This window comes from Blautia sp. AM29-29 (assembly GCF_003480555.1).
Taxonomy (GTDB): Bacteria; Bacillota; Clostridia; order Lachnospirales; family Lachnospiraceae; genus Fusicatenibacter; species Fusicatenibacter saccharivorans.
On sequence record NZ_QUJD01000009.1, the window covers coordinates 31,451 to 57,409 of the forward strand.

General features: G+C 52.2%; 28 protein-coding genes. 26 read left to right on the forward strand and 2 right to left on the reverse strand.

What is annotated here, in order from left to right; genetic code table 11:
• Window positions 1–15: 15 nt before the first annotated feature.
• The 15 genes from moaC to DW769_RS08140 all read left to right on the forward strand — a co-directional run bounded on the left by moaC (window position 16) and on the right by DW769_RS08140 (window position 11,995).
• The gene (gene moaC / locus DW769_RS08070; RefSeq protein ID WP_022462471.1) at window positions 16–504 is read left to right on the forward strand and encodes a cyclic pyranopterin monophosphate synthase MoaC; all 489 of its coding nucleotides are present in this window, start codon (window positions 16–18) and stop codon (window positions 502–504) included.
• 3 nt (window positions 505–507) lie between these two features.
• A complete protein-coding gene (locus DW769_RS08075) occupies window positions 508–1,023 on the forward strand; it encodes a MogA/MoaB family molybdenum cofactor biosynthesis protein (RefSeq protein WP_117804729.1) in 516 nt (171 codons plus the stop codon).
• 21 nt (window positions 1,024–1,044) lie between these two features.
• Entirely contained in the window at window positions 1,045–2,088 is a 1,044-nt protein-coding gene (gene selD / locus DW769_RS08080; protein WP_118750224.1) for a selenide, water dikinase SelD, read from the forward strand.
• Between the two features lie 26 nt (window positions 2,089–2,114).
• Window positions 2,115–2,729, forward strand: a complete 615-nt coding sequence (yedF, locus tag DW769_RS08085) for a sulfurtransferase-like selenium metabolism protein YedF (protein WP_334294816.1) — start codon at window positions 2,115–2,117, stop codon at window positions 2,727–2,729.
• A complete protein-coding gene (locus DW769_RS08090; protein ID WP_118750225.1) occupies window positions 2,726–3,874 on the forward strand; it encodes an aminotransferase class V-fold PLP-dependent enzyme in 1,149 nt (382 codons plus the stop codon). Before yedF ends, DW769_RS08090 begins: the two co-directional genes overlap by 4 nt.
• Before the next feature lie 57 nt (window positions 3,875–3,931).
• The gene (locus DW769_RS08095) at window positions 3,932–4,168 is read left to right on the forward strand and encodes a DUF3343 domain-containing protein (protein ID WP_022462466.1); all 237 of its coding nucleotides are present in this window, start codon (window positions 3,932–3,934) and stop codon (window positions 4,166–4,168) included.
• A 15-nt stretch (window positions 4,169–4,183) separates the two neighbouring features.
• Window positions 4,184–4,555 carry a winged helix-turn-helix domain-containing protein gene (locus tag DW769_RS08100; RefSeq protein ID WP_055227948.1) on the forward strand — a complete coding sequence of 124 codons (372 nt, stop codon included), beginning with the start codon at window positions 4,184–4,186 and terminating at the stop codon, window positions 4,553–4,555.
• 151 nt (window positions 4,556–4,706) lie between these two features.
• Window positions 4,707–5,552, forward strand: coding sequence for a selenium-dependent molybdenum cofactor biosynthesis protein YqeB (gene yqeB / locus DW769_RS08105; protein WP_118750226.1), 846 nt, complete (start codon window positions 4,707–4,709; stop codon window positions 5,550–5,552).
• Window positions 5,553–5,581: 29 nt separating this feature from the next.
• Complete coding sequence (locus tag DW769_RS08110) at window positions 5,582–6,607, forward strand: molybdopterin-binding protein (RefSeq protein ID WP_117802062.1); 1,026 nt, start codon at window positions 5,582–5,584, stop codon at window positions 6,605–6,607.
• A gap of 3 nt (window positions 6,608–6,610) precedes the next feature.
• Window positions 6,611–7,582, forward strand: coding sequence for a GTP 3',8-cyclase MoaA (moaA, locus tag DW769_RS08115; RefSeq protein WP_117802063.1), 972 nt, complete (start codon window positions 6,611–6,613; stop codon window positions 7,580–7,582).
• Between the two features lie 37 nt (window positions 7,583–7,619).
• Window positions 7,620–8,057 carry an MOSC domain-containing protein gene (locus DW769_RS08120; RefSeq protein WP_118750258.1) on the forward strand — a complete coding sequence of 146 codons (438 nt, stop codon included), beginning with the start codon at window positions 7,620–7,622 and terminating at the stop codon, window positions 8,055–8,057.
• 29 nt (window positions 8,058–8,086) lie between these two features.
• A complete protein-coding gene (locus DW769_RS08125; RefSeq protein WP_117804726.1) occupies window positions 8,087–9,109 on the forward strand; it encodes an XdhC family protein in 1,023 nt (340 codons plus the stop codon).
• Window positions 9,110–9,135: 26 nt separating this feature from the next.
• Complete coding sequence (modA, locus tag DW769_RS08130; RefSeq protein ID WP_118750227.1) at window positions 9,136–10,083, forward strand: molybdate ABC transporter substrate-binding protein; 948 nt, start codon at window positions 9,136–9,138, stop codon at window positions 10,081–10,083.
• Window positions 10,084–10,236: 153 nt separating this feature from the next.
• The gene (gene modB, locus DW769_RS08135) at window positions 10,237–10,941 is read left to right on the forward strand and encodes a molybdate ABC transporter permease subunit (protein WP_117760651.1); all 705 of its coding nucleotides are present in this window, start codon (window positions 10,237–10,239) and stop codon (window positions 10,939–10,941) included.
• A 10-nt stretch (window positions 10,942–10,951) separates the two neighbouring features.
• Complete coding sequence (locus DW769_RS08140; protein ID WP_118750228.1) at window positions 10,952–11,995, forward strand: sulfate/molybdate ABC transporter ATP-binding protein; 1,044 nt, start codon at window positions 10,952–10,954, stop codon at window positions 11,993–11,995.
• A 91-nt stretch (window positions 11,996–12,086) separates the two neighbouring features.
• Here the strand turns inward: DW769_RS08140 and DW769_RS08145 are convergent, their stop codons facing one another.
• Window positions 12,087–13,460: a sodium-dependent transporter gene (locus DW769_RS08145; RefSeq protein WP_117760655.1), complete on the reverse strand. Its 1,374-nt coding sequence runs from the start codon at window positions 13,458–13,460 to the stop codon at window positions 12,087–12,089.
• A 124-nt stretch (window positions 13,461–13,584) separates the two neighbouring features.
• Complete coding sequence (locus DW769_RS08150) at window positions 13,585–14,661, reverse strand: NAD(P)H-dependent flavin oxidoreductase (protein ID WP_118750229.1); 1,077 nt, start codon at window positions 14,659–14,661, stop codon at window positions 13,585–13,587.
• Window positions 14,662–15,105: 444 nt separating this feature from the next.
• Between DW769_RS08150 and DW769_RS08155 the strand changes: the two genes are divergently transcribed.
• The 11 genes from DW769_RS08155 (at window position 15,106) to atpD (ending at window position 25,951) form a co-directional block, all read left to right on the forward strand.
• Window positions 15,106–15,687, forward strand: a complete 582-nt coding sequence (locus tag DW769_RS08155; RefSeq protein WP_226906299.1) for a nitroreductase family protein — start codon at window positions 15,106–15,108, stop codon at window positions 15,685–15,687.
• Between the two features lie 412 nt (window positions 15,688–16,099).
• Complete coding sequence (locus DW769_RS08160; protein ID WP_118750259.1) at window positions 16,100–18,697, forward strand: alpha-L-rhamnosidase; 2,598 nt, start codon at window positions 16,100–16,102, stop codon at window positions 18,695–18,697.
• Window positions 18,698–18,945: 248 nt separating this feature from the next.
• Window positions 18,946–19,230, forward strand: coding sequence for an AtpZ/AtpI family protein (locus DW769_RS08165; RefSeq protein WP_055227958.1), 285 nt, complete (start codon window positions 18,946–18,948; stop codon window positions 19,228–19,230).
• A gap of 104 nt (window positions 19,231–19,334) precedes the next feature.
• The gene (locus DW769_RS08170; RefSeq protein ID WP_055227959.1) at window positions 19,335–19,757 is read left to right on the forward strand and encodes a hypothetical protein; all 423 of its coding nucleotides are present in this window, start codon (window positions 19,335–19,337) and stop codon (window positions 19,755–19,757) included.
• A gap of 166 nt (window positions 19,758–19,923) precedes the next feature.
• A complete protein-coding gene (locus tag DW769_RS08175) occupies window positions 19,924–20,685 on the forward strand; it encodes a F0F1 ATP synthase subunit A (RefSeq protein ID WP_055220541.1) in 762 nt (253 codons plus the stop codon).
• Window positions 20,686–20,735: 50 nt separating this feature from the next.
• The gene (gene atpE / locus DW769_RS08180; protein ID WP_022462449.1) at window positions 20,736–21,014 is read left to right on the forward strand and encodes an ATP synthase F0 subunit C; all 279 of its coding nucleotides are present in this window, start codon (window positions 20,736–20,738) and stop codon (window positions 21,012–21,014) included.
• Window positions 21,015–21,051: 37 nt separating this feature from the next.
• Window positions 21,052–21,555, forward strand: a complete 504-nt coding sequence (gene atpF / locus DW769_RS08185) for a F0F1 ATP synthase subunit B (protein WP_022462448.1) — start codon at window positions 21,052–21,054, stop codon at window positions 21,553–21,555.
• Window positions 21,552–22,091, forward strand: coding sequence for an ATP synthase F1 subunit delta (gene atpH, locus DW769_RS08190; protein WP_118750230.1), 540 nt, complete (start codon window positions 21,552–21,554; stop codon window positions 22,089–22,091). The genes atpF and atpH overlap by 4 nt, the downstream gene beginning before the upstream one ends.
• A 9-nt stretch (window positions 22,092–22,100) precedes the next feature.
• Window positions 22,101–23,630, forward strand: a complete 1,530-nt coding sequence (atpA, locus tag DW769_RS08195; protein WP_055220549.1) for a F0F1 ATP synthase subunit alpha — start codon at window positions 22,101–22,103, stop codon at window positions 23,628–23,630.
• 18 nt (window positions 23,631–23,648) lie between these two features.
• Window positions 23,649–24,515, forward strand: a complete 867-nt coding sequence (gene atpG, locus DW769_RS08200) for an ATP synthase F1 subunit gamma (RefSeq protein WP_055220552.1) — start codon at window positions 23,649–23,651, stop codon at window positions 24,513–24,515.
• Window positions 24,516–24,550: 35 nt separating this feature from the next.
• A complete protein-coding gene (atpD, locus tag DW769_RS08205) occupies window positions 24,551–25,951 on the forward strand; it encodes a F0F1 ATP synthase subunit beta (protein WP_022462236.1) in 1,401 nt (466 codons plus the stop codon).
• Window positions 25,952–25,959 lie beyond the last annotated feature (8 nt).

Consider the following 25,959-nt stretch of genomic DNA (forward strand, 5'->3'; position numbering starts at 1 on the left):
GAACGGAGGAGACAGATGGCGGAATTTACCCATTTTAAGAAAGACGGCAGCGCCGTCATGGTCGATGTCCATGAGAAGCCGGACACGTACCGGGCAGCATCGGCGACGGGAACCATACAGGTAAGCCCGGAGGTATTTGCAGCCGTGCGGGACCATACGGCGAAAAAAGGCGATGTGCTCGGCGTTGCACGGCTGGCAGGTATCATGGGGGCGAAAAAGAATGCGGAGTTGATTCCGCTGTGCCACATTGTGCCGCTGACGAACTGCGAAGTGACATTTACCACGGACGAGAATACAAATTCTATTACGGCCGTGTGCACCACATCATGTGTCGGAAAGACCGGCGTGGAGATGGAGGCGCTGACTGGCGTTTCCACAGCGCTGCTCACGATCTACGATATGTGCAAGGCGATGGACCGCGGCATGGTGATTCGTGATATCCACATTCTGGAAAAGGACGGCGGAAAGAGCGGTCATTATATCTATCAGAAAGAGGAAAAATAAAGCATGACAGAAAAGAAAGATTTCCCGGTTTTCCGGGTGGGAATTGTAACGTTAAGTGACAAAGGATATCAGGGCGAGCGCGAGGATAAGAGCGGCCCAAGGATCAAAGAGCTGCTTCCGGCGGAGCAGTATGAGGTCGTTTCGATGCGTCTTCTGCCGGATGAGCGGGCGATGATCGAGGAGGAACTGATCCGGCTTGCCGATCTGGAGCAGTGCGATCTTGTCCTCACGACAGGCGGCACGGGATTTTCCATGCGGGATGTGACACCGGAGGCAACTCTGGCGGTATCCGGCCGTGTGGCACCTGGCATCGCGGAGGCGATCCGCGCGGGCAGCATGGCGATCACAAAACGGGCGATGCTGAGCCGGGCAGTGAGTGCAATCCGTCATCGGACGCTGATTATCAATCTGCCGGGAAGCCCGAAGGCGGTGGAAGAGAGTCTTGGATTTGTACTTGATACCCTGCCGCATGCGTTGGGACTTCTGCGCGGAACGGACGGAGAGTGCGGAAGAAGCTGAAAAAAGAGGGAACAGGTAACGATGGAAGAAGAAAAAATTATTTTCTGTAAGAGCGGCGGCTGTACGGCAAAGCTCGGGGCAGGCGTGCTAGAACATATTCTGGAGAAGCTGCCGAAAGGGGAAAAGGATCCGAATCTGCTGGTGGGCTATGACAGCAAAGACGATGCATCCGTCTACCGGCTGACGGACGACCTTGCGATGGTCCAGACGCTGGATTTCTTTCCGCCGGTGGTGGAGGATCCGTACACGTTTGGAAAAATTGCGGCGGCGAATGCCTTAAGCGACATCTATGCGATGGGCGGAGAGGTGCGGACAGCCCTGAATATTGTCTGCTTTCCGGAACAGATGGATCTGAATGTCCTCGGAGAAATCATGCGCGGCGGCGCGGAAAAGGTGCAGGAGGCGGGCGGATCGCTCTCCGGCGGTCATTCGATTGCGGATGACAGTGTAAAATACGGCCTTTCTGTCACGGGAACCGTGCATCCGGACCGGATCTGGCAGAACAATACGGGCCGCATGGGTGATCTGCTCATTCTGACGAAACCGCTCGGAACCGGCATTCTCTGTGCGGCGCACCGCGTCGGGGAGGAAAACCCGGGGGGATTTCAAAAGGCAGTGGAATCGATGATGACGCTGAATAAGTACGCCTCGGAGACGGCACGGAAGTATCACATTCATGCCTGTACCGATGTAACGGGCTTTAGTTTCCTAGGACATCTGCATGAGATGATGGAGTCGGGCGTGTCCTGCCATATCTGGGCGGATCAGATTCCGGTGTTCCCGGGGGCTGTGGAAGCGGCGGAGGAGTTTCTGATCACTGCGGCAGGCCAGCGGAACCGGAATCATCTGGAGCAGCATGTGACCTTTAAGGATATACCGTTCGGCATGCAGGAGGTGCTGTTTGACCCGCAGACATCGGGAGGGCTTCTGATGGCCGTGGATGCCGTGGATGCAGAAAAAATGCAGAGAAAACTGCTGGAGCAGGGGATTCCGGCAGCAATCGTTGGAAAAATCACAGAGCCGGCAGGAACCGAAATTTATGTGACACAGAGCAGGAAATGGTAAGGCAGGGAGGATGAAAAATGGCAGAGATGGAGAAAAAGACAGTAAACGCAATGGGTGATGTGTGCCCGGTACCGCTGGTAAAGGCAAAAAATGCGATTGCAGAACTTGCGGGAAGCGGAAAAGTGGAGGTTCTGGTGGATAATGAAATCGCCGTGCAGAACCTGGAAAAAATGGCGCAGCAGAAAGGATATGGCTTTCTGGTAAAAGAGAAGAAAGAAAAAGAGTATCATGTGGAGTTCACCGTATCGGAAACAGAGCCGGCTGAAACAGAAGAGAAAACCGTATGCCTCGTACCGGCGGCAAAGAAAACAAAACTCGTCGTTCTTTCTGCAGACCATATGGGCGAAGGAGCCGAGGAGCTGGGTAAAATTCTGATGAAGAGCTTCCTTTATGCACTGACCCAGCAGGATGAGCTGCCGGATACGATTCTGTTCTACAACGGCGGTGCAAAGTTGACCTGCGAGGGTTCCGAGTCCCTGGAGGATCTGAAAGATCTGGCAGCGCGCGGCGTTGAAATTCTGACCTGTGGAACATGCCTGAACTTCTACGGCATCACCGAAAAGCTGCAGGTCGGCAGTGTGACCAACATGTATGACATCGTGGAGCGCATGAGCAGCGCAGATCGCGTGATTAAGCCATGATTTACCTCGATTCGGCGGCAACGTCGCTGTGGCATCCAAAAGAAGCAGAGGAGCGTATGATCCAGGCACTGCACGGCTGTGGAAATGCAGGCCGCGGTGCACACGATGCGACACTGGATGCGGGCCGCATCGTCTTTGAGACGAGAATGCGGCTGGCAGAGTTGTTTCACGCGGAGAGTCCGGAGCGGATTGCATTTACGTGCAACGATACGGAGGCACTGAACACGGCAATTTTCGGACTCTTCGGGCCGGGGGATCATGTGATCACGACAGTCTGCGAGCATAATTCCGTTCTGCGCCCGCTGTATGCACTGGAAAAACAGGGACTGGAGCTTTCCGTGATTCCGGCGGATGTATCTGGAAGGATCGATTACGATCAGATGGAAGCGGCAGTGCGGAAAAACACGAAAGCGTTTGTCGTTACGCATGCCTCCAACCTGACCGGAAATATCACGGATCTTGCGCGGGTGTGCGAAATTGCGGAACGCCATTCCCTGCGTCTGATCGTCGATGCGGCGCAGACAGCGGGGATTCTGCCGATCGATGTACAGAAAAGCGGGATCGACGTGCTCTGTTTTTCCGGCCACAAGGGACTATTAGGGCCGCAGGGAACCGGCGGAATCTACGTCCGTCCCGAACTTTCGATCCGGCCGCTCAAAATGGGCGGAAGCGGAATCCGAAGCTATGAAAAAGAACAGCCTGCGGCGATGCCGGAGCACCTGGAAGCGGGAACTTTAAATGTCCACGGAATTGCGGGACTTCTGGGAGCGCTGGAATATCTGGAGAAGACGGGGATTGAAATGATTTACAAAAGAGAGAGGGAGCTGATGCACCTCTTTCTGGAGGAAATTCAGGGAATCCCGGGACTTACTTTATATGGAACAGACGATCTGCAGCAGCGGGTACCAACGGCGGCATTAAACATCGGCTCCTGTGATTCGGGATATGTCAGCGACTGGCTGTATGAGAACTATGGTATTGCAGTCCGAAGCGGGGCACACTGCGCGCCGTTGATGCACGAAGCACTCGGAACACGGGAGCAGGGAGCCGTGCGGTTCAGCTTTTCCCATGTACTGACGGAAGAAGAAGTCCGGATTGCCGCGCAGGCTCTGCGGGAGTTTGCCGAAGAAGAAATGCAGCAGTGAGAGAGGCGGCAGCCGGCATCCGGGATACAAAAGAAGCTGGAAAAAGGAAGAAACGATATGAGACAGCGAAAAGAAACCTGGATTCTGACGTTTGCGGGGACAACGCAGGCGATGCAGATGGAGCAGTATGCGAGAGCGCACGGCCTGCCGGGAAGGATGATCCCCGTTCCGCGGGAAATTACGGCGGGCTGCGGCCTTTCCTGGAAAGCAGCGCCGGAAGAGGGAAAAGAAATCCTTGCGGCACTTCAGACGGCGGGACTTGCCTATGAGGCGGAGTACCGTGTGCTGCTGTAGAGGTGTGAGGTGGAGATGGAAGAAAAAGAAGAAACATTACGACAGAAGCTGCGGTACGACATGCGGCTGCGCGTCAGCCGGACGGATCATGCCTTCGGTCCCGGTGTGGCGGAGCTGATGGAGCATGTGGAAGCAACCGGCTCCCTTTTGAAGGGCTGCAAATGCATGCAGATGGCGTACTCGAAGGGATGGAAAATCTTAAAGCGCGCCGAGGAGGATCTCGGCATCCCGCTGGTACAGGGCAACCGGGGCGGCAGCAACGGCGGCCAGACGGTACTGACCCCGGAGGGAAAAGAATTCCTGAAGCGGTACCGGAAGTTTGAACAAGAAGTCCGCGCAGGCGCCGATGCGTCGTTTCAGAAGTGGTTTGGAACAGAAGAAAAATAACATTTTTTACGGGGACACGTTGACAAAACGGGTCCTTTCCTGTATTTTTATTAATGGAAAAAGCGTTATTCTCGCACGAGAATAACGAGGCAGACCGCGGAAGACGGAAGAAAACGGCGGCTGCTGAAACGAAAGAAGGAAGACAGCGAAGATGAAAAAGAAAGATCTGATCGTGGTACGGGGAGCAGGAGATCTTGCAACCGGTACGATCCATCGTCTGAAAAAAGCGGGCTTTCGTCTGCTGGTTCTGGAAGCAGAGCACCCGGCGGCGATCCGGCGGCAGGTGGCTTTGAGCGAAGCGGTATATGCCGGCAGCGCCAGGGTAGAGGACGTGGAAGCCGTGCGCATGGACGTGGATCTCGCAGAGAAAAAGAACCGGAAAGAACTTCTGGAACAGGAAATGGAGCAGATCTGGAAGAAAGATGGTGTTCCGGTGCTCGTGGATCCGGCGGGACTAAGCATTGCAGCACTTCGCCCGGCCGTCGTGGTCGATGCGATTCTGGCGAAGAAAAATCTCGGGACGACAAAAGAGATGGCGCCGCTTGTGATTGCCCTCGGACCGGGCTTTACGGCAGGAGAAGATGTGGATGTTGTAATTGAGACGAAGCGCGGTCATAATCTTGGACGCGTGATCCGAAGCGGAAGCGCGGTTCCGAACACTGGCATTCCGGGCATCATCGGCGGGTACGGAAAAGAGCGTGTGATGCATGCACAGGCGGAAGGTATTCTGCGGAATGTGGCTTCGATCGGAGACATTGTGGAAGCCAGGGCTGTGATTGCAGAGATTGAGACAGAAAACGGGACGGTACCTGTGGAAGCATCTCTCTCCGGTCTGCTGCGCGGGCTGATCCGCGACGGCTATCCGGTGACGAAGGGATTTAAGATTGCGGACATCGATCCGCGGAAAGAAGAACTGCAGAACTGCTTCACGATTTCCGATAAGGCGCGGTGCATCGCCGGAAGCGTGCTGGAAGTGATCTGCGGGGAACTGGAATAGATTCAAATAGAAAAAGTGAGGCGTTTCAGATGAAACTGATGAAAACAGAAGACGCGGTAGGCCAGGTGCTCTGCCACGATATTACACAGATTATCAAAGGTGTGACAAAAGATGCGGTATTCCGCAAAGGCCACATCATTACAGAAGAAGATATTCCGGTGCTGTTAAGTGTCGGAAAGGACAACATTTACATCTGGGAAAAGGACGATACAATGCTGCATGAAAATGAGGCGGCACAGATTCTTTACGATATGTGTAAAAACGATCACATGCATCCGTCCGATGTCAAAGAAGGAAAAATTGAACTGATCGCGGACTGCGACGGTCTTTTGAAAGTGGACCGCGAGAAGCTGAAAAAAGTAAACAGCCTCGGCGAGATGATGATTGCGACGCGCCACGGTGATACATACGTGAAAAAAGGCGACAAACTGGCGGGGACGAGAATTATTCCGCTCGTCATCAAAAAAGAGAAGATGGAGACGGCACAGGCAGTCTGTTCCGACGGGCCGATCCTGACCTTAAAGCCGTTCCACAAGAAAAAATTTGCGGTTCTGACAACGGGAAATGAAGTGTATTACCATCGGATCGAGGACACCTTCACACCGGTTATCCAGGAAAAGCTGGCAGAATTCGGCGCGGAGATGATCTTTCATGAGGTTTACGATGATGATGCATCGAAGATCACAGACGGATGCCGACGCGCGATGGAAGCGGGTGCCGATCTTGTCTTCTGCACCGGAGGAATGAGTGTGGATCCGGACGACAAGACGCCGCTGGCGATCAAAAATACCGGAGCACGCATCGTTTCTTACGGCGCGCCGGTGCTGCCGGGAGCCATGTTCCTTCTGGCGTATGCCGAAAACGGAACACCGATCGTCGGCCTGCCGGGATGCGTCATGTATTCGAAACGGACGATTTTCGATCTTGTCCTGCCGCGCCTCATTGCAGATGATGAGGTGACAGCGGAGGAACTGGCCGGTCTTGGCGAGGGCGGTCTCTGCCTGAACTGCAAGGTCTGCACCTTCCCGAACTGCGGTTTTGGAAAAGGCAGATAAACGATGAAGGATCAGTATGGCAGAACGATAGATTACCTGCGGATTTCCATCACGGACGCGTGCAATTTGAGATGCCGGTACTGTATGCCGGAGAGTGCGGCGGGCTGTGCACTGGAGCAGGCGGAACAGAATCCGCCGCTTACCGTCGAAGAGATGCTGAAGATTGTGCACGCCGCGGCTGGGCTTGGCATCACGCATTACCGGATTACCGGAGGGGAACCGCTGGTAAGAAAAGAGTGCGTGGAGCTGGTGCAGAAAATAAAAGCAGTGCCGGGCACCGCATCCGTTGGGATCACGACGAATGGCGTACGCCTGGCATCGTGTGCGAGGGATCTGAAGGCGGCCGGCTGTGACAGTGTGAATGTGAGCCTGGATACAGTGGATGCGGCAGAGTTTGCGGCGCTTACCGGACGCGATGCGCTGGAGCAGGTAAAGCAGGGCATCTGCGCGGCCAAAGAGGCGGGTCTTTTAGTGAAGCTGAATGCGGTGCATCGAAAAGAACTGCATGCGCAGGAACTGCTTGAATTTGCAGAGCAGGAAAAAGTCCCGGTGCGGTTCATCGAGGTGATGCCGGTGGGCGCCGGAAAATCGTACGTGGGTCCGTCGAATGAGGCGCTGAAAACAGAGCTGGAACAGTGGTATGGGGCATGTACGCCGGACCAGGAAAAAGAAGGAAACGGTCCTGCGGCTTATGTGCGGTACGAAAAGCTGTCGATGCCCGTCGGCTTTATCAGCGCGATCCACGGAAAGTTCTGCGGAAGCTGCAACCGCGTACGGCTGACAAGCCGCGGCTTTTTAAAGCTCTGTCTCTGCTATGAGAACGGCGTGGATCTGCGGGAGGTTCTGCAGAACGGAACGGCGGCGGATCTGCGGGATGTGATGGCACAGGCAATCTTAAAAAAGCCGATGGAACACTGCTTTGAGCGGCCGAAGGATATGACAGAGCACCACCTGATGTCCGGTATCGGCGGATGAAATGACGGCGGTTCGAAAAGAAGAGGAAACAAAAGAAATGGGAAAAATCATAGGAATCTGTATCAGTGAAAAACGGGGAACGGCAAAGTACGAGGTGGAAACGGCGAAGCTGGTGGAAGACTGGGGCATCGAGGGCGATGCACACGCCGGGCACTGGCACCGCCAGGTGAGCCTTTTGTCGTATGAAAAAATAGAAGCCTTCCGTGCAAAGGGGGCGGATATTCCGCTCGGCGCCTTCGGGGAAAACCTGATCGTGGAAGGATATGATTTCCGGAATCTGCCGGTCGGCACGCGGTTTTCCTGCGGGGATGCGCTGCTTGAGATGACGCAGATCGGAAAGGAGTGCCACAGCCACTGCGAGATTTTCAAACGCATGGGTGAATGCATCATGCCGCGGGAGGGCGTTTTCGCGGTGGTGCTGCGCGGCGGCACGATTCAAAAGGGTGACACCATCGAACTGGTGACGGAAAAGTAGACCAGAGATCAGACACAAGGAGAGGAAACATGGACGAACTTTACCGGAAACTGCTTGCACAGCTGGAAGAGGGACAGGACACGGTTCTTGCCTTTATCACCGAAGGGGACGGCTCCATTCCGCGCACGACGGGCGCCTATATGCTGGTCGGCCGGGAAGGACGGATTTTCGGAACTATCGGCGGCGGAAACCTGGAATATCAGGCGGTTCTGCATGCGCAGGAGCTGGTGCAGGAGAAGAAAAGTGAATACAGAGAATACGATCTCGGAACTGGAGAGGGGAAGGGGCTTGGCATGGTCTGCGGCGGCAGAGTGAAGGTGTGCTTCTATTTTATGAATGGAGCGCACGGCGAAGCAGAAAGTCTGGCGCAGGCGCTTGCGGCGCAGGAGCAGTACCGCAGTTACTGGATTTTTTTTGCGCTGGACGGAACCGGCATCCGCGTGCTGAAAAAAGAAGCGTGGGAAATGCTTCCGGCGGCACAGGAAAAAGCGGGCCACTGCCGGATTCTGGAACTGGACGGGAAAACGTATTACGCCGAGGAATTCTGCTACGACGGAAAGGTTTATCTGTTCGGCGGCGGCCATCTGGCCCAGGAACTCGTTCCGGTGCTGCATCATCTGGATTTCTGCTGTATCGTACTCGATGACCGGGAGGAATATGTGGACAAAGCATTGTTCCCGGACGCCGGGCAGACCATGCTGGTGGATTTTACGAAACTGGACGAGATTCTTTCGATCCGGAAAAATGATTATCTCGTGATTGTGACACGCGGCCACCGGTGCGATGCGGATGCCGAGGCGTTTGCACTTCGCACCGGCGCGTCGTACATCGGTGTGGTGGGAAGCCGCAGAAAGACAAAGTATGTGCGCGAAAAACTGGAAGCGCAGGGTTTTACCGGAGAACAGCTCGACAGTGTCTATGCCCCGATCGGAATCGAGATCGGAAGCGAGACGCCGGCGGAGATTGCAATCAGCATTGCCGCACAGCTCATTCAGATCCGGTCAGCAAAAACCGGAAAACGAAAAGGTGCACATCCGGCGCTTCATACGTAAATATACAAAATGAGGAGTCAATTATCATGAAAAAGAAAACCGTATCCATTCTTCTGATGGCAGCTATGGCACTTTCTCTTGCCGCATGCGGATTTTCCAATTCCACAGATTCTTCCAGTAAGAGCAGCTCCAAGGCAGAGAGCACATCTGCATCCAGCGCTTCTTCGGAAGCAGAGAGCGCATCCAGTGCCAAGAGCACAGCAGACGGCGAAGTATTTGACGATACCACTGTCACCGTATTTGCCGCAAAGAGCCTGAACTCCGTAATGGAGACGCTGATCAGCGAGTACAATAAGACCCAGCCGAATGTCAAACTGGTTGGAAGCTATGACAGTTCAGGAACTCTGATGACACAAATCGAAGAGGGTGCATCCTGCGACGTATTCTTCTCCGCAGCAGCAAAACAGATGGAGCAGCTTGAGGAAGAGAATCTTCTGGTTGAGGGAACCCGCCACAATATCGTAAACAATCAGGTCTGCGTTGTAACCTATGAGGGAAGCAATACAGAAGTTACGGGCCTGGAGGATCTGAACAAGGCATCCAGCATCGCACTGGCAGACGGTTCCGTTCCGGTTGGAAAATACACAAGAGAAGCACTGGTCAATGCAGGCATTCTGGAGAAAGCAGACGACGTATCGGCCATCACAACCCAGCAGGTTTCCGAAGCGCTCGGCGGCGTGGAAATCAATGAGTGTGCAAACGTAGGAGCCGTTACTTCCGCAGTTGCAGAGGGATCCAACGAGGTTGGTACGGTTTATTATTCCGATACCTACGGTCTGGAGGACCGTCTGAAGGTTCTGCAGGTCGTTCCGTACGATCTGACCGGAAATGTCATCTACACGGCAGCACAGGTTGTCAACAAAGAGGCAGATGAGACCGAGCAGGCAGCAGCGAAAGACTTTGTAGAGTTTCTGACTTCCGATGAGGCAGCCGCCATCTTCCGGAATTATTACTTTGATACAGAGGTAGAATAAAAAGAAGATCCCACAAAAAACAGCAGGGATTTGGAATCACCGTCCGAAAAAGAAAGATTTCGTTTCTACGGACGGTGGTTTTGCATCAGAGAAAATCCGGGCAGGATGCGTGATGCAGGTATGCAGGGCTGCCGTGGATAGAAAGGAAATGTTATGCAGGAAATACTGGATTTTTTACAGTTACTGGACTGGAGCCCGCTTGTCATTTCGATCAAGACCGGTATTGTGGCGACGATTCTGTCCTTTTTCTTTGGTATTTTTGCCGCGCGTGCGGTGATGAAGCTGCGTCCCGGCGCGCGTGCCGTAATTGACGGCTTTCTGACACTTCCGATGATTCTGCCGCCGACCGTTGCAGGCTTTTTCCTGCTTCTGATTTTCAGCCTCCGCCGTCCGTTTGGTGCTGCACTGTATGAGAATTTCAGTATCAAGGCAGTACAGACATGGCTTGGCTGTATTCTGGCGGCAACGATTATCGCGTTTCCGCTGATGTACCGCAATACGAGAGCGGCATTTGAGCAGGTGGATACGAACCTGATCTATGCGGCGCGGACGCTTGGTATGTCGGAGTGGAAGATTTTCTGGAAAGTGGTCATCCCATCGGCAGGTCCCGGCGTGCTCTCCGGTACGGTACTGGCATTTGCAAGGGCGCTCGGTGAGTACGGTGCGACGTCGATGCTGGCCGGAAATATTCCGGGAAAGACGGGTACCGTTTCCCAGAAAATCGCAATGGTGATTCAGGACGGGGATTATAAAACGGCGGGTTTTTGGTCTGTTGTCGTACTGCTCGTCGGATTCCTTGCGATGACGGCAATGAACCTTCTCGGTAACCGGAGAAAGAAAAATCAGAAACAGTGGTAGAGGATAAAGAATGGCGCTTGAAGTAGATATTACGAAAAAGCTGGACGGCTTTTTTATGCATATGCAGTTCCGGGCGGAGCAGGAGATTTTTGCGATTCTCGGCGCGTCGGGCTGTGGAAAAAGCATGACCTTAAAGTGCATCGCCGGAATCGAAAAGCCGGATGAGGGGCGGATTGTCCTTGACGGCAAGGTGCTGTTTGATTCGGAGAAAAAAATCAATCTGCCGCCGCAGAAGCGGAAAGTCGGTTATATGTTCCAGGATTACGCCCTGTTTCCGCATATGAATGTTGTGCAGAATATTGAGGCAGGCATGGGAAAACGGCCGGACCGGAGCCGGACGGAATCGTTAATCCGCCAGTTTCAGCTGGAAGGGCTGGAGAAAAAGATCCCGGGACAGCTTTCCGGCGGACAGAAACAGCGCGTCGCGATGGCACGGATGCTCGCAGCAGAGCCGGAGCTGATTCTGCTCGACGAGCCGTTTTCAGCGCTCGATACCTATCTGAAATGGCAGTTGGAGCAGGAGATGTACAAACATCTGAAGGAGGCCGGAAAACCGGTCATCTTCGTATCACACAACCGCGATGAGGTGTACTGCCTCTGCGATACGGTCAGCTGTATGAACCGGGGAAAGATGGAAGTCATGGAACCGCTGAAGGAATTTTTCCAGAATCCGAAGACGCGCACAGCGGCAATTTTGTCGGGCTGCAAGAACATTTCGGCGGCCGAGCGGGTGGATGCGCACACGCTGCGGGCCGTGGACTGGGGCGTGACGCTGCACGTAAAGGAGCGGGAAATTGCAGACGATATCCGCGCAGTCGGCATCCGGGCACATTTTCTGGCCACAGTAGAAAGGCCGGGTGAGGAAAATGTATTTCCGGTCAACGAATCCGAAATCTGGGAAGATCCGTTTGAATGGAACATTTCGTTCCGGAAGAATGAAGAATGCAGCTGGCTGCAGTGGAAGATCGCAAAAACAGACTGGAGCCCGGAAATGGGGATTCCAAAGGAGCTGTATCTGAAGGAGGAAGATATTCTGCTGCTGACGGATTCCTGATGTTGGTGTGACAGATTTGGATAAAAAAAGATTGTTTTCGAAATCGTGATCGTGTTTCGAAAACAATCTTTTTTCATCGTTTACAGATTCATTACATGGTGATCCAGCCGAATGCATTTGCCACGGAACTGAACAGAATGATCAGTGCAAACACCGGGCAGAGATACTGGATCATGACAAGAAAGATTTTCTTTCTGCGGAAGCGGCTCTCACCGTGGATGATTTCTTCCTCGATTTTTGCCACACCGATGACTCTCGAAACGAGAAGACAGGTGGCAATGGCAGCAATTGGCATCATTACGGAGTTTGTCAGGAAGTCGAAGAAATCCAGGAACTGCATGCCAAGAATGGTGACGGAGGAAAGCGGTCCGTAGCCAAGGCAGGAGAGCGTTCCGAGCGCAATCATGATAACGCCGATCAGAACGGTCGATTTTTTACGGCCCCAGCCGAGCTCATCCTCAAAGGTGGAAACGGCGCTTTCTGTCAGTGCAATGGAGCTGGTCAGTGCGGCAAACAGCACCAGAAGGAAAAACAGAATACCGATCACAGTGCCAAAGCCCATATTGGCGAATACCTTCGGGATGGTGATAAACATCAGGGAAGGTCCTGCCTGCAGGGTATCCGGATTTCCGCCGGAGAAGGCAAAGACGGCAGGAATGATCATCAGGCCTGCCATGATCGCAATGGCAGTGTCAAAGATTTCGACGTTGCGTGTGGAATCCTCGATCGAGGTGTCTTTTTTCATGTAGGAGCCAAAGGTGATCAGAATACCCATCGCAATCGAGAGGGAGTAGAACATCTGTCCCATGGCGGCAACAACGGACATCCATGAAAAGTTTTTGAGGTTCGGAACAAGGAAATACTTCACGCCTGCCAGTGCGCCCGGTCTTGTTACGGAATAAACGGCAATGATAACGGAAAGGACGATCAGAATCGGCATCATCACCTTGGAAACGCGTTCAATGCCGTTTCGCACACCGGCGTAGATGATGGCGACCGTAATAAGGCAGAAAACGGCAAAACAGAGCTCTGTGGAAACTCCGTTTGAGATGAAGCCGGAAAAATAGCCGTCCTCTGCGAGCAGGGTACTGTTGCCCTTCACGTATTCGATCAGATATTTGATGACCCATCCTCCGATGACAGAGTAGTATGGAACGATCAGAATCGGGATAATGGCGTTGATCCAGCCCCCGGCGGAAAGCCATTTCGATTTGCCGAACGACTGGAAAGCGCCGACCGGGCTTTTTCGTGTCATGCGTCCGATGGCGGACTCGGCAACGATCATGGAGTAGCCGAAGGTGAGCGCCAGCAGGATATAAATGAGGAGGAAAATTCCTCCGCCGTATTTTGCTGCGAGGTAGGGAAAACGCCAGATATTTCCAAGTCCGACGGAAGCGCCTGCTGCAGCCAGCACGTAACCGATTTTGCCGGAAAACGAGCTGCGGGATTTGTTGTGTTTGTTCATAGAGTTCCTTCCTTTTGTGTGTTACAAAAATTTTGGGTTTATGGTCAGTTCTTGAAGATTTTTTATGCTGACACCATAAAGAAGATTGTAACATTATTGGGAAGGAAAGTCACTACTAAATTTTTTATTTTTTGCTGTCCGGCAGGGATTCCCCGGCCAGTTCCGCCATCAGCTCCGGCACAGTGGTCATGTGATCGAGACGCCATGCGTTTTCCCCGCAGAAAAGGAGAGCGTTGTCGGTATCGCCATCGGCAGCGCGGGTCAGGGCAGTGGTAATACAGTAGGGAATGGAGGCTTTGTCGCATTTTTTGAGGCACTGGTAGCAGTGTGAGATTTTTTCCCGTTCCTGTTCGCGTTCCGTCAGAAACGGATTGCGGATTGCGCGGCCCGGCATGCCGACCGGACTGTGCATGATCGTGATATCTTCTTTTTTTGCATTCAGGTATGCCTGTTTGTAGCGGGGATCGGCATCGCATTCTTCCGTGACAACGAAACGGGTAGCCATCTGGACGCCTGCGCAGCCAAGCGACAGATAGTGAAGGATATCCTCATGGGTGTAGACGCCTCCGGCAAAGACGACGGGGATGGTACAGGCATATTTTTCTTCGTAGCCATGTACAATCTGCAGAATTTCCCGGATTTCGTCATCGTAGCCGCGCCGTGCTGTTTCTTCCACGGTTTCGGCGGAGTAGCCGAGATGGCCTCCGGCTGCAGGACCTTCGATGACAACGAGATCAGGGACGCGGTGATAGTGATTGTCCCAAAGCTTCAGAAGAACCTTGGCGGTCCGGGGCGGGGAAACGATAGGCGCGAGCTTGATGGAGCTTCCCGCTGTGTATTTTGGCAGATCAGTCGGGAGACCGGCCCCGGAGATGATGAGATCGGCTCCGTTTTCGATGCAGCAGCGGACGTATTCCTCGTAGTGGGTCAGGGCGCACATGATATTGACGCCGATGATGCCGCCGTTTGAAATTTCTTTGGCGCGGCGGATGTGGAAGGCGAGTGCGCGGAGATTGGCACTTAAGGGATCACGCGCGAATTCCGGATCGCGCCAGCCGGGCTGGGCGGCGGAGATGATGCCGATTCCGCCGGCTTTGGCAACGGCACCGGCGAGGGATGAGAGGCTGATGCCGACGCCCATTCCGCCTTGGATGATGGGGTATTTGGCGGTGAGATTTCCTATTTTTAAATTTGGTAACATATGAATTCTCCTTTTTGATAAATGGACGATCCCGTGCCCGCCGCCGCGCCGGGGATGTTCCTCCAGGATGGCGCGGTTTCGGAGGCCAGGAAACTCTAAGGCTTTGGGATTTTGCTAAGGGCGCTTGAAAAAACGGCGAACTCGCTGCGCTCAGACAGTGCCGTTTTTTCAAGCAACGCAAAATTCCATAGCCTAAGAGTTTGCAGGCCTCCTGCAAATGCGCCATCCTGGAGGAACATCCCCGACACGGCGGCGGGCACGGGATCTGGTATTGGTAAAAATGTAATGTTAAAAACCTTACTATATAGTTTTGAAAACTAGATATATAATACTTTGAATATCAAAGTATGTCAAGAGGGAAAATGAGAAAAAGGTGATTGATAGGGGGTGGGAGGTGTGGTAGAGTGGGAGATAGAAAGAAAAGTTAAGACAGGAGGATGAAGAATGATGTTAAAGGATCTGGTATTAAAAAACAGGAGTTATCGTGGTTTTGATGAGTCGGTGAGGATTTCGCGGGAGACGTTGGAAGGGTTTGTGGATTGCGCGCGGCTTTGTCCTTCGAGTGTGAATAAGCAGCCGTTGAAGTATTTTCTGGCGTGGGAGCCGGACGAAGTGGAGAAGGTGCAGGGTCTGACGAAGTGGGCGCGGGCGCTGCCGGATATGGTACTGCCGCATCCGGGAAAACGGCCGACGGGTTTTGTTGTGATCTGCCAGGATAAGAGGATTGATGAGAATCTGAACCGGTATCAGAAGGATGTCGGGATTGTGGCGCAGACGATGCTGCTTGCGGCTGTGGAGCAGGGGCTTGGCGGCTGCATGATCGGGAATTTTCAGGCGGGCGAGGTGATGGAAGTGCTTGGACTGCCAGAGGAGATCCGGCCGCTTTTGATTGTGGCGTTTGGAAAACCGGCGGAGGAGATTCATCTGGTAGATGTGCCGGAGGATGGGAATACGAATTATTACCGGGATGAAAATGATGTGCACTATGTGCCGAAGAGAACGCTGGCGGATGAATTGCTGAACTGAAGATAGAAACTGAAGATAGAGCCGGAAAATTCCGGAAAAATGTCGGATGAACCGTCCTAAAAAGTTAGATCTAAAAAATCTGATTTCTTGGGGCGGTTCAAAGAATCCGGCATTTTTTTACTTTACAGGAAACTTCGTTGAATTTTCCTGTAAAGTAAAAAGCCCTCCGGGCAGGATCGCACTGCGGCTGAGGGGAAAGGAAAGCACAGGCTCTTATTAGTTTCGGTGTGGCCCGAAAAAGAGAAAATGTCCCATACTTTCTGGCAATCCGGGGAGATGTCTGGTGGGCAGGAAATGGTGCAAATAAAGATGTTTTTTCCTGCAAAACAGAACCTTTTTTCTCGAAAGGGATCATGATAAAATGAGAAAAAATGGGGGAATTTTCAAAAATAAGATGGAGGAGGATATTGAAATGAAAATTTATCACGCACAGGTGAATCATCTGGAAAATCCAATGGGGTTCCGAATGGAGAGAACGGTCTTTTCCTGGAAAGTGAAAGACGCGGAAGGAAAAAAACAGAGCTATGCGAGAATCCGTGTAGCATCGGATGCAGCGATGGAGAATCTGCTGTTTGATTCCGGAGAGGATGATAAGGCGAGCAGTCTTTTCTATCCGGTGAAGCTGGATCTGGAGCCGAGAACGCGGTATTACTGGAACGTGGAAGCGGGCAGTGATGCCGGGGAGACGGCGGTGAGTGAGGTACAGTTTTTTGAGACCGGAAAACGGAATGAAGCATGGACAGGAAAATGGATTTCCTGTGACAGTAAGGAGAACCGTCATCCATATTTTGAAAAAGAAATTGTTCCGGCAAAAGAGGTAGCGAAGGCCAGGCTGTATGTCTGCGGACTTGGACTGTATGAGGTGTATGTGGATGAGAAGCGTGTCGGGGATGAGTACCTGACGCCGTACAGCAATGATTACAATGAATGGGTACAGTATCAGACGTATGATGTGACAGAGGAGGTTTCAAAACAGGGAATGCTCCGTGTGCTGCTTGGAAACGGCTGGTACAAGGCGCGGTTTGGATTCAGTGCGTTTGAGGACAAGGGATTTTACGGCAATGAGTGGAAGCTGATTGCGGAGCTGCATCTGACGTATGCGGACGGTTCGGAAGAGGTGATTGACACGGATGAATCGTGGCAGGTGCGGCGCAGTAAAATTGCATTCTCGAATCTTTACGACGGTGAGCACCGGGACGACACGCTGTCGGAACTGCCATTGGAGAAGGCGGTTTTTTGTGAGGCACCAAAAGGAGAACTGACGGAACGCATGAGCCTTCCGGTGATGATTCATGAGACGTTTGAACCTAAAGAACTGCTTCATACTCCGGCCGGCGAGCTGGTCTTCGATATGGGGCAGGAGTTTACGGGAATTTTCAAGCTGCATGTCAACGTGCCGGCAGGAACCAAAGTTCATGTTCAGACAGGTGAGATTTTGCAGCGCGGCAATTTCTACAATGACAATCTGCGGAGTGCAAAATCCGAATACATCTATATTTCCGATGGAACCGAAATGGATCTTGTGCCGCATTTTACGTTCTACGGCTACCGTTACGTGAAGATCGAAGGCATTCCGGATCTGAAAAAAGAGGATTTCACGGGTCTTTCTTATTACAGCAACATCACAGCGACAGGCTGGATGAAAACAGGAAGTGATTTGGTCAATCAGCTCATCAGCAATGTGCGCTGGGGCTTAAAGTGCAATTTTGTGGATGTTCCGACCGACTGCCCGCAGCGTGATGAGCGCATGGGATGGACGGGTGATGCACAGGTGTTCTCGCCGACGGCAATGTATCTCGAAGATACGTATGCATTCTATGCAAAATACCTGTACGACATGGCAAAAGAGCAGAGCGTGCTTGGTGGAAAGGTTCCGCATGTGGTGCCGTCGTGCGGCGTGGAAGACGCGGCATGTGTCTGGGGCGATGCGGCGTGCATCATTCCGTGGAATCTGTATCTGTTTTACGGGGATAAGAGCATTCTGGAAGATCAGTTTGTGAGCATGAAATCGTGGGTGGATTACATCACGAAAGTGGATGGGGATAACCACGGCTGGCGGTATATTTTCCACTTCGGCGACTGGCTGGCACTGGACAATCCGGTACAGGGAGCGGAGCAGGTCATGGGTGCAACGGACGAGGAGTTTATTGCAAACCTGTATTATGCGATCAGCGCAGGAATCGTGGCAAAAGCGGCCGGTGTGCTGGGATACCGCGAGGAGCAGGAGAAGTATCAGAAGCTGTCCGAGGAGCAGTTTGCCGTGGTACAGGAAGAATATTACAGCGCAACAGGCCGCTGCTGCATCAAAACACAGACGGCGCTGCTGCTGACGCTGAAATACCATCTGTCAAAGAACGAAGAGCTGACAAAACGGCAGCTTCTGAAGCTGTTTGAGCAGAGTAACCACAAACTGAAGACGGGATTTGTCGGAACACCATTGCTGAACAATGTGCTCACCGACAACGGCATGAATGATCTTGCCTACGAACTGCTGCTGAACGAGGAATTTCCGGGATGGCTTTATGAGGTTAAGCTTGGTGCAACTACTGTCTGGGAGCGATGGAATTCCCTTCTTGCAGACGGCACGATTTCCGGCATCAGCATGAACAGTATGAACCATTATGCTTACGGCTCCATCCAGGAATGGATGTTCCGCCACGTCGCCGGCATTAACACGATGGATTCCCATCCGGGTGTCAAAACTGTACAGTTTGCACCGACGCTGAACTGGCATCTGCGGTATGCAGAGGCAAAATATGATTCTGCATCGGGAACGTACGGCATTCGCTGGGAGCTTTCCGACAAAGAGCACGTGACCATCACCATGGATGTTCCGTTCGACTGTACCGCAGAGGCCATACTTCCAATGGTTGCCAAAAGTGAAAAAGAAGCGGTTGCAGAAGTGCTCGGATCAGAAGAAAACGGCAGATACCTGCTGGAGCCGGGACACTATGAGGTAAGCTATCAGCTTTCCGGTTGGAAAGAAAAAACAGCAGTATGTGTGGAATAAAACCGCAGTTTTTTTCAAAAAATAAGAAGCGAGGTGAACGCTGCAATTTTGCAATGGGACAAAATGAGAAAATTGTTCCAATTATTATGAAAAGAATGTAAATAAAAACAAATAATTTGGAAAATATACAAATTCATTTGTCTTATGAAAACGTTTATGGTACAATCTGACTAAGCGGTTACAAAAATGGAAGACAGAACACAGACCCGAAAGTCTGACAAAAAAGAGGCGGCAGAAAGGGACAGGATATGAAGAAGTGGACGGGGATGATTACCAATCTCACAATGTTGACACAATTCGGACTGTCCCTTGTGACGCCTCTTTTTCTTTGTCTGGCACTTTGCTGGTGGCTTTGCGACCGCTTTTCGGTTGGAACATGGATTTATCTGCTCGGCTTTTTCTTTGGGATCGGAGGCGGTGCCGTGACAGCCTGGAAATTCGGGCAGAGCGTTCTGCGGCATCAGAAACGTATCGAGACGGAGCCGGACGGAAAAAAGAAGAAAAAGCGGGTGTCTTTCAACCGACATATTTAGAACGTGTCTGAAAAAGTTTTCACAGTTGACGAAGATCAAGTGGCAGAGAAAAGATTTCAGACTGATTTTAAGGGGAAAATCCCTTAGAAAGGAAACAAGGCGATATGAGCAATTTCGGAGACAAGGTCCAGCCGGCCGTAAAAAAGGAGACGAAAAATGTTGCCATCTATACTGTTGTCGGCGTGGTTGTGATGTGGGTCGGGTTTCTGATCCTGCACCTGATCTGGCCGGAAAAAATCCCATTTGACTATCGGGTGATCCTCGGGGGAATCGGAGGCGGTGCCGTTGCGGTGCTGAACTTTTTCCTGATGGGCATGGCAGTACAAAAAGCAGTGTCCGAGACAGACGAGGCGGGAGCAAAACGGCGGATGCAGGCAAGCTATTCGCAGAGAAACCTGATGCAGATGCTCTGGGCAATTCTGGCGATTGTGCTTCCATGCTTTCAGTTTGCCGCAGGAATCCTGCCGCTTTTAATTCCGGGAACGGCCATCAAGCTGAAGGGCATAAAAAACAGCATAAAGCGCTGAACCTGATCTTTGGCGAAAGCCGCAAAGACGGGACGGCGTTTTGAAACCGAAACAGCGAAGCAGCGATTCGGTTATGAGCAAGCAGCGAAGCGGATTGTGAAGATCCGCTTTGACAAAAGGTTCAAATTTTTTATTTTATCTCATACAGAGGAGGTGAGAAAAGAGAATGGAGGTTGATATCTCCGGTGCAAAAGTCTTTTTTACGATCCCTATCGATTTCCCGCTGTTCGGGAAAATTCAGATCAGCGAAACGCTGGTGGTAAGCTGGATTGTAATGGCACTCATTACCGGACTTTGCATCTGGCTCACAAGAGATTTGAAGGTGCGGAACATCTCCAAACGCCAGGCGGTGGCAGAAATGATTGTGGAAACCGCAAACAAATTTGTCATCGGCAACATGGGAGAAAAATTCCGCTATCTGATTCCTTTTGTGTCGGCGCTTTTCGCGACCAGCGTTGTCTCAAACCTGATCAGCCTGATCGGACTTCGAAGTCCGACAGCGGATCTTTCCACAGAGGCGGCCTGGGCTGTTGTGGTCTTTATCATGATCACAACACAGAAGATCAAAACGAATGGTTTTGGCGGATATCTGAAAGGCTTTACGACTCCGATTGCGGTTATGACACCGTTTAATGTTTTGTCGGAGCTCGCAACGCCGATCAGTATGGCGTGCCGTCACTTTGGAAACATCCTTTCCGGCGTTGTCATCAATGCCCTGATCTACGGATCGCTGGCACTGGCAAGCGGAAAGCTGCTGGGACTGCTTCCCGGCGTGCTCGGAAGAACCCTTTCACAGATCCCGATTCTGGACGTCGGTGTTCCGGCGGTTCTGTCGGTTTACTTTGACTGGTTCTCCGGCGTGATGCAGGCCTTTATTTTCTGTATGCTGACTGTCATGTACATTGCGAATGCAGCAGAGGAAGGCTAAAGAGATTAAAAAATGAGGTTTACAAAAAGAAAATACAGGAGGAAAACAAGATGGATTTTCAGATTTTAGCAAAAGGTATCGCTCTCGCAGGATGCGCAATCGGCGCAGGATGCTCCCTGATCGCAGGTATCGGACCTGGTATCGGTGAAGGTAACGCCGTAGCAAAGGCACTTGAGGCAATCGGACGTCAGCCGGAATGCAAAGGTGATGTAACAAGTACGATGCTTCTTGGCTGTGCGATCGCAGAGACCACAGGTATTTACGGTTTCGTAACCGGCCTGCTTCTGATCTTCGTAGCACCGGGAATGTTCATGAACTTCCTGAAATAGTTGCAAGGAGTAAATGATTGCTAGGAGGAAAGAAACTATGCAGGTTCAGGAACTGGTAGGAATTGTCCCCTGGACTTTTATCGCACAGATCTGCAACCTCTTCATCCAGATGTATCTGATCAAACGGTTCCTTTTCAAACCGATCAATGAGATGCTGGAAAAACGGCGTGCGGCAGCCGATGCGGAGATCACAGACGCAGAGGCGGCAAAAAAAGAAGCCAACGCCATCAAAGAGGAATATGAGCAGAATATGCAGGAGGCCAAGGCAAAGGCCAACGAGATTCTCGAAAGCGCCAGAAAGACAGCGACGCTGCAGAGCGAGAAAATCGTAAAAGAGGCTTCCGAACAGGCAGCTGCCCTGAAAAACAAGGCAGAAAAAGAGATTGCCCAGGAGAAAAAGAAAGCGGTCAATGAAGTCAAAGGCGAGATCGGCGGCATTGCCATGGATATTGCCGGAAAGGTCATTGAACGTGAGATTAATGAAAAAGACCATGAGAAGCTGATAGATGAATTTATATCGAATGTAGGTGAAGCATCATGACAGAAACTGCCAGAGTATACGGTGGGAGCCTGTATGAGCTGGCCGCAGAGGAGCATCTCGAAGAGGAAATCCTTTCTGAGATGAAGGAGATCCGAGCTCTGTTCCGGGAAAACCCGGAGTATCCGCGCCTTTTATCGGAGCCTTCGATTCCGCGAAAAGAGCGGATCGGGCTGATCGACGCGGCATTTGGCAGCCAGGCGGAACCGTATTTGGTCAATTTTATCAAACTGCTGTGTGAAAAAAATCTTCTCCGTGAATTCGGCGGATGCCAGGAAGCATTTCAGCGCAGATACTACGCAGCCCACAACATTGCCGAGGCAGTTGTGACGAGCGCAGCATCCCTGTCGAAGGAACAGGAAGAGCTTCTGAAGAAAAAACTGGAAACGATGAGTGGAAAAACGGTCGTGATGGAACTGAAAACCGATCCGTCCGTTCTGGCGGGTGTCCGCGTAGAACTCGACGGAAAGCTGTTTGACGGAACCGTAAAGGGACGTTTGGCCGAGCTTTCCAGAAGAATCAGCAATACAGTGGTGTAGGAGGAAAACATGCAACTGAAACCAGAAGAAATATCCAAGGTCATCCGCAGCCAGATCAAATATTATGAAAATGCGATCCGGCAGGATGAGACAGGCACCGTTCTGATGGTCGGAGACGGAATCGCAAGAGCCAGCGGTCTTTCGAACTGCATGGCAGGCGAGCTGCTGGAATTTGAGGATGGAAGCTATGGAATGGCACAGAACCTCGAGGAAAACAGCGTATCTGTCGTTTTATTCGGTTCCGGCGAGAACATCAGCGAGGGACAGCTTGTAAAAAGAACGGGAAAGGTCGTTTCGGTTCCGGTCGGAGAAGGCATGATCGGACGCGTTGTCAACGCGCTCGGCCAGCCAATCGACGGCGCAGGCCCGATTACGGCAGCAGAGTACCGTCCGATTGAAAGCCCGGCACCGGGCATCTGTGAGAGAAAAGGTGTTAATCAGCCGCTGCAGACCGGTATTAAAGCGATCGATTCCATGGTTCCGATCGGAAGAGGTCAGCGAGAGCTGATCATCGGAGACCGTCAGACCGGAAAGACAACGATTGCAACCGATACCATTCTGAACCAGAAAGGCAAGGATGTGATCTGTATCTACGTTGCCATCGGACAGAAACGTTCGACAGTAGCGTCCTTAGTAGAAAATCTTGAGAAGAACGGCGCAATGGCGTACACCATCGTCGTGGCAGCGACGGCATCCGAAGCGAGCCCGCTGCAGTATATCGTACCGTATTCCGGCTGTGCCATGGGCGAGTACTTTATGTATCAGGGAAAAGATGTGCTGATCATTTATGATGACTTAAGTAAGCACGCGGTTGCATACCGTGCACTCTCCCTGCTGATCCGCCGTCCGCCGGGACGTGAGGCTTATCCGGGAGATGTTTTCTATCTCCATTCCAGACTTCTGGAGCGTGCCGCAAAGCTGGACGATGAACACGGCGGCGGATCCATGACGGCCCTGCCGATCATTGAGACCCAGGCAGGCGATATTTCCGCCTATATTCCGACGAATGTCATCTCCATCACAGACGGACAGATTTTCCTTGAGACAGAGCTGTTCCACTCGGGCGTTATGCCGGCGGTAAACCCTGGCGTATCCGTATCCCGTGTCGGTGGAAATGCGCAGATTAAGGCGATGAAGAAGGTAGCCGGAACTCTGAAACTGATCTATTCCCAGTACCGCGAGCTGGCAAGTTTTGCACAGTTCGGATCCGATCTGGATGCCGATACAAAGGCGCGTCTGGAGCAGGGTGTGCGTATCGTGGAAGTATTAAAACAGAACCAGAATGCACCGGTTCCGGTAGAAAAACAGGTGGCCATTCTTTATGCGGTAACGAAAGGAATTCTGTCAAAGGTTGCAGCTGAGGATGTCCGCGCCTATGAGGACGGACTGTATACCTGGCTTGATACCGATGCAGAGGGTGCTGCCGTGATGCAGGAGATTTCCGCAACCGGAAAACTCGAGGCAGATACCGAAGAGAAGCTGAAAAGTGCGCTCGAATCGTACACCGAAAACTTTATCAATACAAGACCTGCAAAATAAGGAAAGAAGGAGGAGCCTATGGCTGCAAACATGAAAGCCGTAAAGCTGCGGATCAAAAGTGTCGAAAGCACGATGCAGATTACCAAGGCGATGGAACTTGTAGCGTCCTCCAAGCTGCGAAAAGCGAAGGAGCGGGCTGATACCTGCCGTCCGTATTTTCAGGAGCTGTACCGCACTTTGCAGGATATTGCAAAAGGAAACACGGAATTTTATTCCATTTATGCAAAAGAGGCAAAAAACGAGAAATGCTGCTACGTGCTGGTTGCCGGAGACCGCGGCCTTGCGGGCGGATACAACGCGAATCTGTTCCGATGCTTTGAGGCAGATGCCAAAGGAAAAGAGATCTGTGTGGTTCCGGTCGGCAAAAAGGCAGTGGAGTATGCAAAATCCCGGAAGCTGGACATTCTGACGGACAGCTTTGCCGAGATCGCAAATCTTTCTGTGGCAGACAGCTTTGAGATCGCGCGCGCACTGTGCCGTGAGTTCCGGAAAGGGACCTTCGGACATGTGGAGCTTTGTTACACAAAATTCGTGTCGATGCTGTCGCAGATGCCGGTTTCCGTGCCGATCCTGCCTCTGATTGACATTGCAAAAGAGGACGGAGAGGATCCGGAAGCGAAAAAAATCCGGAATCTGATCCTGTATGAGCCAAACGGTGTCGAGGTATTCGAAGCGATTGTGCCGGAATACTTAGGCGGCCTGATCTACGGCGGTATCTGTGAGAGTGTGGCAAGTGAGCTTGCGGCACGCCGTACCGCAATGGAGGCGGCAACGGGAAATGCAGAGGAGATGATTGAACAGCTCAATCTGTATTACAACCGTGCCCGTCAGGCAAGCATTACGCAGGAGATCACGGAGATTGTCGGCGGTGCGGAAGGCGTGTAAGAGTGGAAACAAGAAAAGTGAGGAGAAGTCGTTAAATGAGTGAAAAACACATTGGCGAGGTTGTGCAGGTAACGGGTCCTGTTCTGGACATCCGTTTTCCGGAAGGAGAGCTGCCGGCACTTCTGAATGCCATCGAGATAGACAACCACGGCGAGAAGCTGGTTGTGGAAGTGGCGCAGCAGACGGGCGACAACATGGTCCGCTGCATTGCCATGAAGTCCACAGACGGACTTGTCCGCGGAACAAAAGCAGTTGACACGGGCGGCCCGATCGCCGTTCCGGTCGGAGAGGAGTGCTTAGGCCGCGTGTTCAACCTGCTCGGTGAGACCGTAGACAATAAGCCGGCACCGGAAACAGCAGAAAAATGGCCGATCCACCGCGATCCGCCGTCCTATGAGGAACAGGTTCCGGCAACGGAGATCCTCGAAACCGGAATCAAGGTCGTTGACCTGATCTGCCCGTATGCCAAGGGCGGAAAAATCGGTCTGTTCGGCGGTGCCGGCGTTGGAAAAACAGTCCTTATCATGGAGCTGATCCACAACGTGGCAACGGCGCACGGCGGACTTTCCGTTTTCACCGGTGTCGGAGAGCGTACCCGTGAAGGAAATGACCTTTACAACGAGATGAAAGAGAGCGGTGTTATCGATAAAACAGCACTGGTCTATGGACAGATGAACGAGCCGCCGGGAGCGCGTATGCGTGTCGGACTTTCCGGCCTTACCATGGCAGAATACTTCCGTGATGTGAAAAATCAGGATGTGCTGCTGTTCATCGATAATATTTTCCGATTTACGCAGGCAGGTTCCGAGGTTTCGGCTCTGCTTGGCCGTATGCCGTCCGCAGTAGGATACCAGCCGACGCTGGCAACCGAGATGGGCGCACTGCAGGAGCGTATTACTTCCACAAGAAAGGGATCCATCACATCGGTACAGGCTGTTTACGTGCCGGCCGATGACCTGACCGACCCGGCTCCGGCAACAACGTTTACCCATCTGGATGCCACGACGGTACTTTCCCGTGAAATCTCCAGCCAGGGTATTTACCCGGCTGTTGATCCGCTCGATTCTACCAGCCGTATCCTGACACCGGAAATCGTAGGCCATGAGCACTATGAGGTAGCACGTGCCGTACAGCAGGTGCTGCAGAGATACAAAGAGCTGCAGGATATCATCGCCATCATGGGTATGGATGAACTGTCCGAGGAGGATAAGCTGACGGTCAGCCGTGCCCGTAAGGTACAGCGTTTCCTGTCCCAGAGCTTCTCGGTAGCGGAGCAGTTTACCGGTATGGAAGGAAAATATGTGCCGTTAAAAGAAACTCTGCGCGGATTCCGCATGATCCTTGACGGCGAGTGCGACGATCTTCCGGAGAGCTGCTTCCTGTTTGCAGGTACCATCGACGAGGTATTTGAAAAAGCAAAAGCACTGAATCAGTAAAGGAGGAA

What these genes read in the sequence shown, in the direction of transcription:
- moaC (WP_022462471.1), top strand. Translation starts at nt 16, where the DNA reads ATGGCGGAATTTACCCATTTTAAGAAAGACGGCAGCGCCGTCATGGTC.
- DW769_RS08075 (WP_117804729.1), top strand. Translation starts at nt 508, where the DNA reads ATGACAGAAAAGAAAGATTTCCCGGTTTTCCGGGTGGGAATTGTAACG.
- selD (WP_118750224.1), top strand. Translation starts at nt 1,045, where the DNA reads ATGGAAGAAGAAAAAATTATTTTCTGTAAGAGCGGCGGCTGTACGGCA.
- yedF (WP_334294816.1), top strand. Translation starts at nt 2,115, where the DNA reads ATGGAGAAAAAGACAGTAAACGCAATGGGTGATGTGTGCCCGGTACCG.
- DW769_RS08090 (WP_118750225.1), top strand. Translation starts at nt 2,726, where the DNA reads ATGATTTACCTCGATTCGGCGGCAACGTCGCTGTGGCATCCAAAAGAA.
- DW769_RS08095 (WP_022462466.1), top strand. Translation starts at nt 3,932, where the DNA reads ATGAGACAGCGAAAAGAAACCTGGATTCTGACGTTTGCGGGGACAACG.
- DW769_RS08100 (WP_055227948.1), top strand. Translation starts at nt 4,184, where the DNA reads ATGGAAGAAAAAGAAGAAACATTACGACAGAAGCTGCGGTACGACATG.
- yqeB (WP_118750226.1), top strand. Translation starts at nt 4,707, where the DNA reads ATGAAAAAGAAAGATCTGATCGTGGTACGGGGAGCAGGAGATCTTGCA.
- DW769_RS08110 (WP_117802062.1), top strand. Translation starts at nt 5,582, where the DNA reads ATGAAACTGATGAAAACAGAAGACGCGGTAGGCCAGGTGCTCTGCCAC.
- moaA (WP_117802063.1), top strand. Translation starts at nt 6,611, where the DNA reads ATGAAGGATCAGTATGGCAGAACGATAGATTACCTGCGGATTTCCATC.
- DW769_RS08120 (WP_118750258.1), top strand. Translation starts at nt 7,620, where the DNA reads ATGGGAAAAATCATAGGAATCTGTATCAGTGAAAAACGGGGAACGGCA.
- DW769_RS08125 (WP_117804726.1), top strand. Translation starts at nt 8,087, where the DNA reads ATGGACGAACTTTACCGGAAACTGCTTGCACAGCTGGAAGAGGGACAG.
- modA (WP_118750227.1), top strand. Translation starts at nt 9,136, where the DNA reads ATGAAAAAGAAAACCGTATCCATTCTTCTGATGGCAGCTATGGCACTT.
- modB (WP_117760651.1), top strand. Translation starts at nt 10,237, where the DNA reads ATGCAGGAAATACTGGATTTTTTACAGTTACTGGACTGGAGCCCGCTT.
- DW769_RS08140 (WP_118750228.1), top strand. Translation starts at nt 10,952, where the DNA reads ATGGCGCTTGAAGTAGATATTACGAAAAAGCTGGACGGCTTTTTTATG.
- DW769_RS08145 (WP_117760655.1), bottom strand. Translation starts at nt 13,460, where the DNA reads ATGAACAAACACAACAAATCCCGCAGCTCGTTTTCCGGCAAAATCGGT.
- DW769_RS08150 (WP_118750229.1), bottom strand. Translation starts at nt 14,661, where the DNA reads ATGTTACCAAATTTAAAAATAGGAAATCTCACCGCCAAATACCCCATC.
- DW769_RS08155 (WP_226906299.1), top strand. Translation starts at nt 15,106, where the DNA reads ATGATGTTAAAGGATCTGGTATTAAAAAACAGGAGTTATCGTGGTTTT.
- DW769_RS08160 (WP_118750259.1), top strand. Translation starts at nt 16,100, where the DNA reads ATGAAAATTTATCACGCACAGGTGAATCATCTGGAAAATCCAATGGGG.
- DW769_RS08165 (WP_055227958.1), top strand. Translation starts at nt 18,946, where the DNA reads ATGAAGAAGTGGACGGGGATGATTACCAATCTCACAATGTTGACACAA.
- DW769_RS08170 (WP_055227959.1), top strand. Translation starts at nt 19,335, where the DNA reads ATGAGCAATTTCGGAGACAAGGTCCAGCCGGCCGTAAAAAAGGAGACG.
- DW769_RS08175 (WP_055220541.1), top strand. Translation starts at nt 19,924, where the DNA reads ATGGAGGTTGATATCTCCGGTGCAAAAGTCTTTTTTACGATCCCTATC.
- atpE (WP_022462449.1), top strand. Translation starts at nt 20,736, where the DNA reads ATGGATTTTCAGATTTTAGCAAAAGGTATCGCTCTCGCAGGATGCGCA.
- atpF (WP_022462448.1), top strand. Translation starts at nt 21,052, where the DNA reads ATGCAGGTTCAGGAACTGGTAGGAATTGTCCCCTGGACTTTTATCGCA.
- atpH (WP_118750230.1), top strand. Translation starts at nt 21,552, where the DNA reads ATGACAGAAACTGCCAGAGTATACGGTGGGAGCCTGTATGAGCTGGCC.
- atpA (WP_055220549.1), top strand. Translation starts at nt 22,101, where the DNA reads ATGCAACTGAAACCAGAAGAAATATCCAAGGTCATCCGCAGCCAGATC.
- atpG (WP_055220552.1), top strand. Translation starts at nt 23,649, where the DNA reads ATGGCTGCAAACATGAAAGCCGTAAAGCTGCGGATCAAAAGTGTCGAA.
- atpD (WP_022462236.1), top strand. Translation starts at nt 24,551, where the DNA reads ATGAGTGAAAAACACATTGGCGAGGTTGTGCAGGTAACGGGTCCTGTT.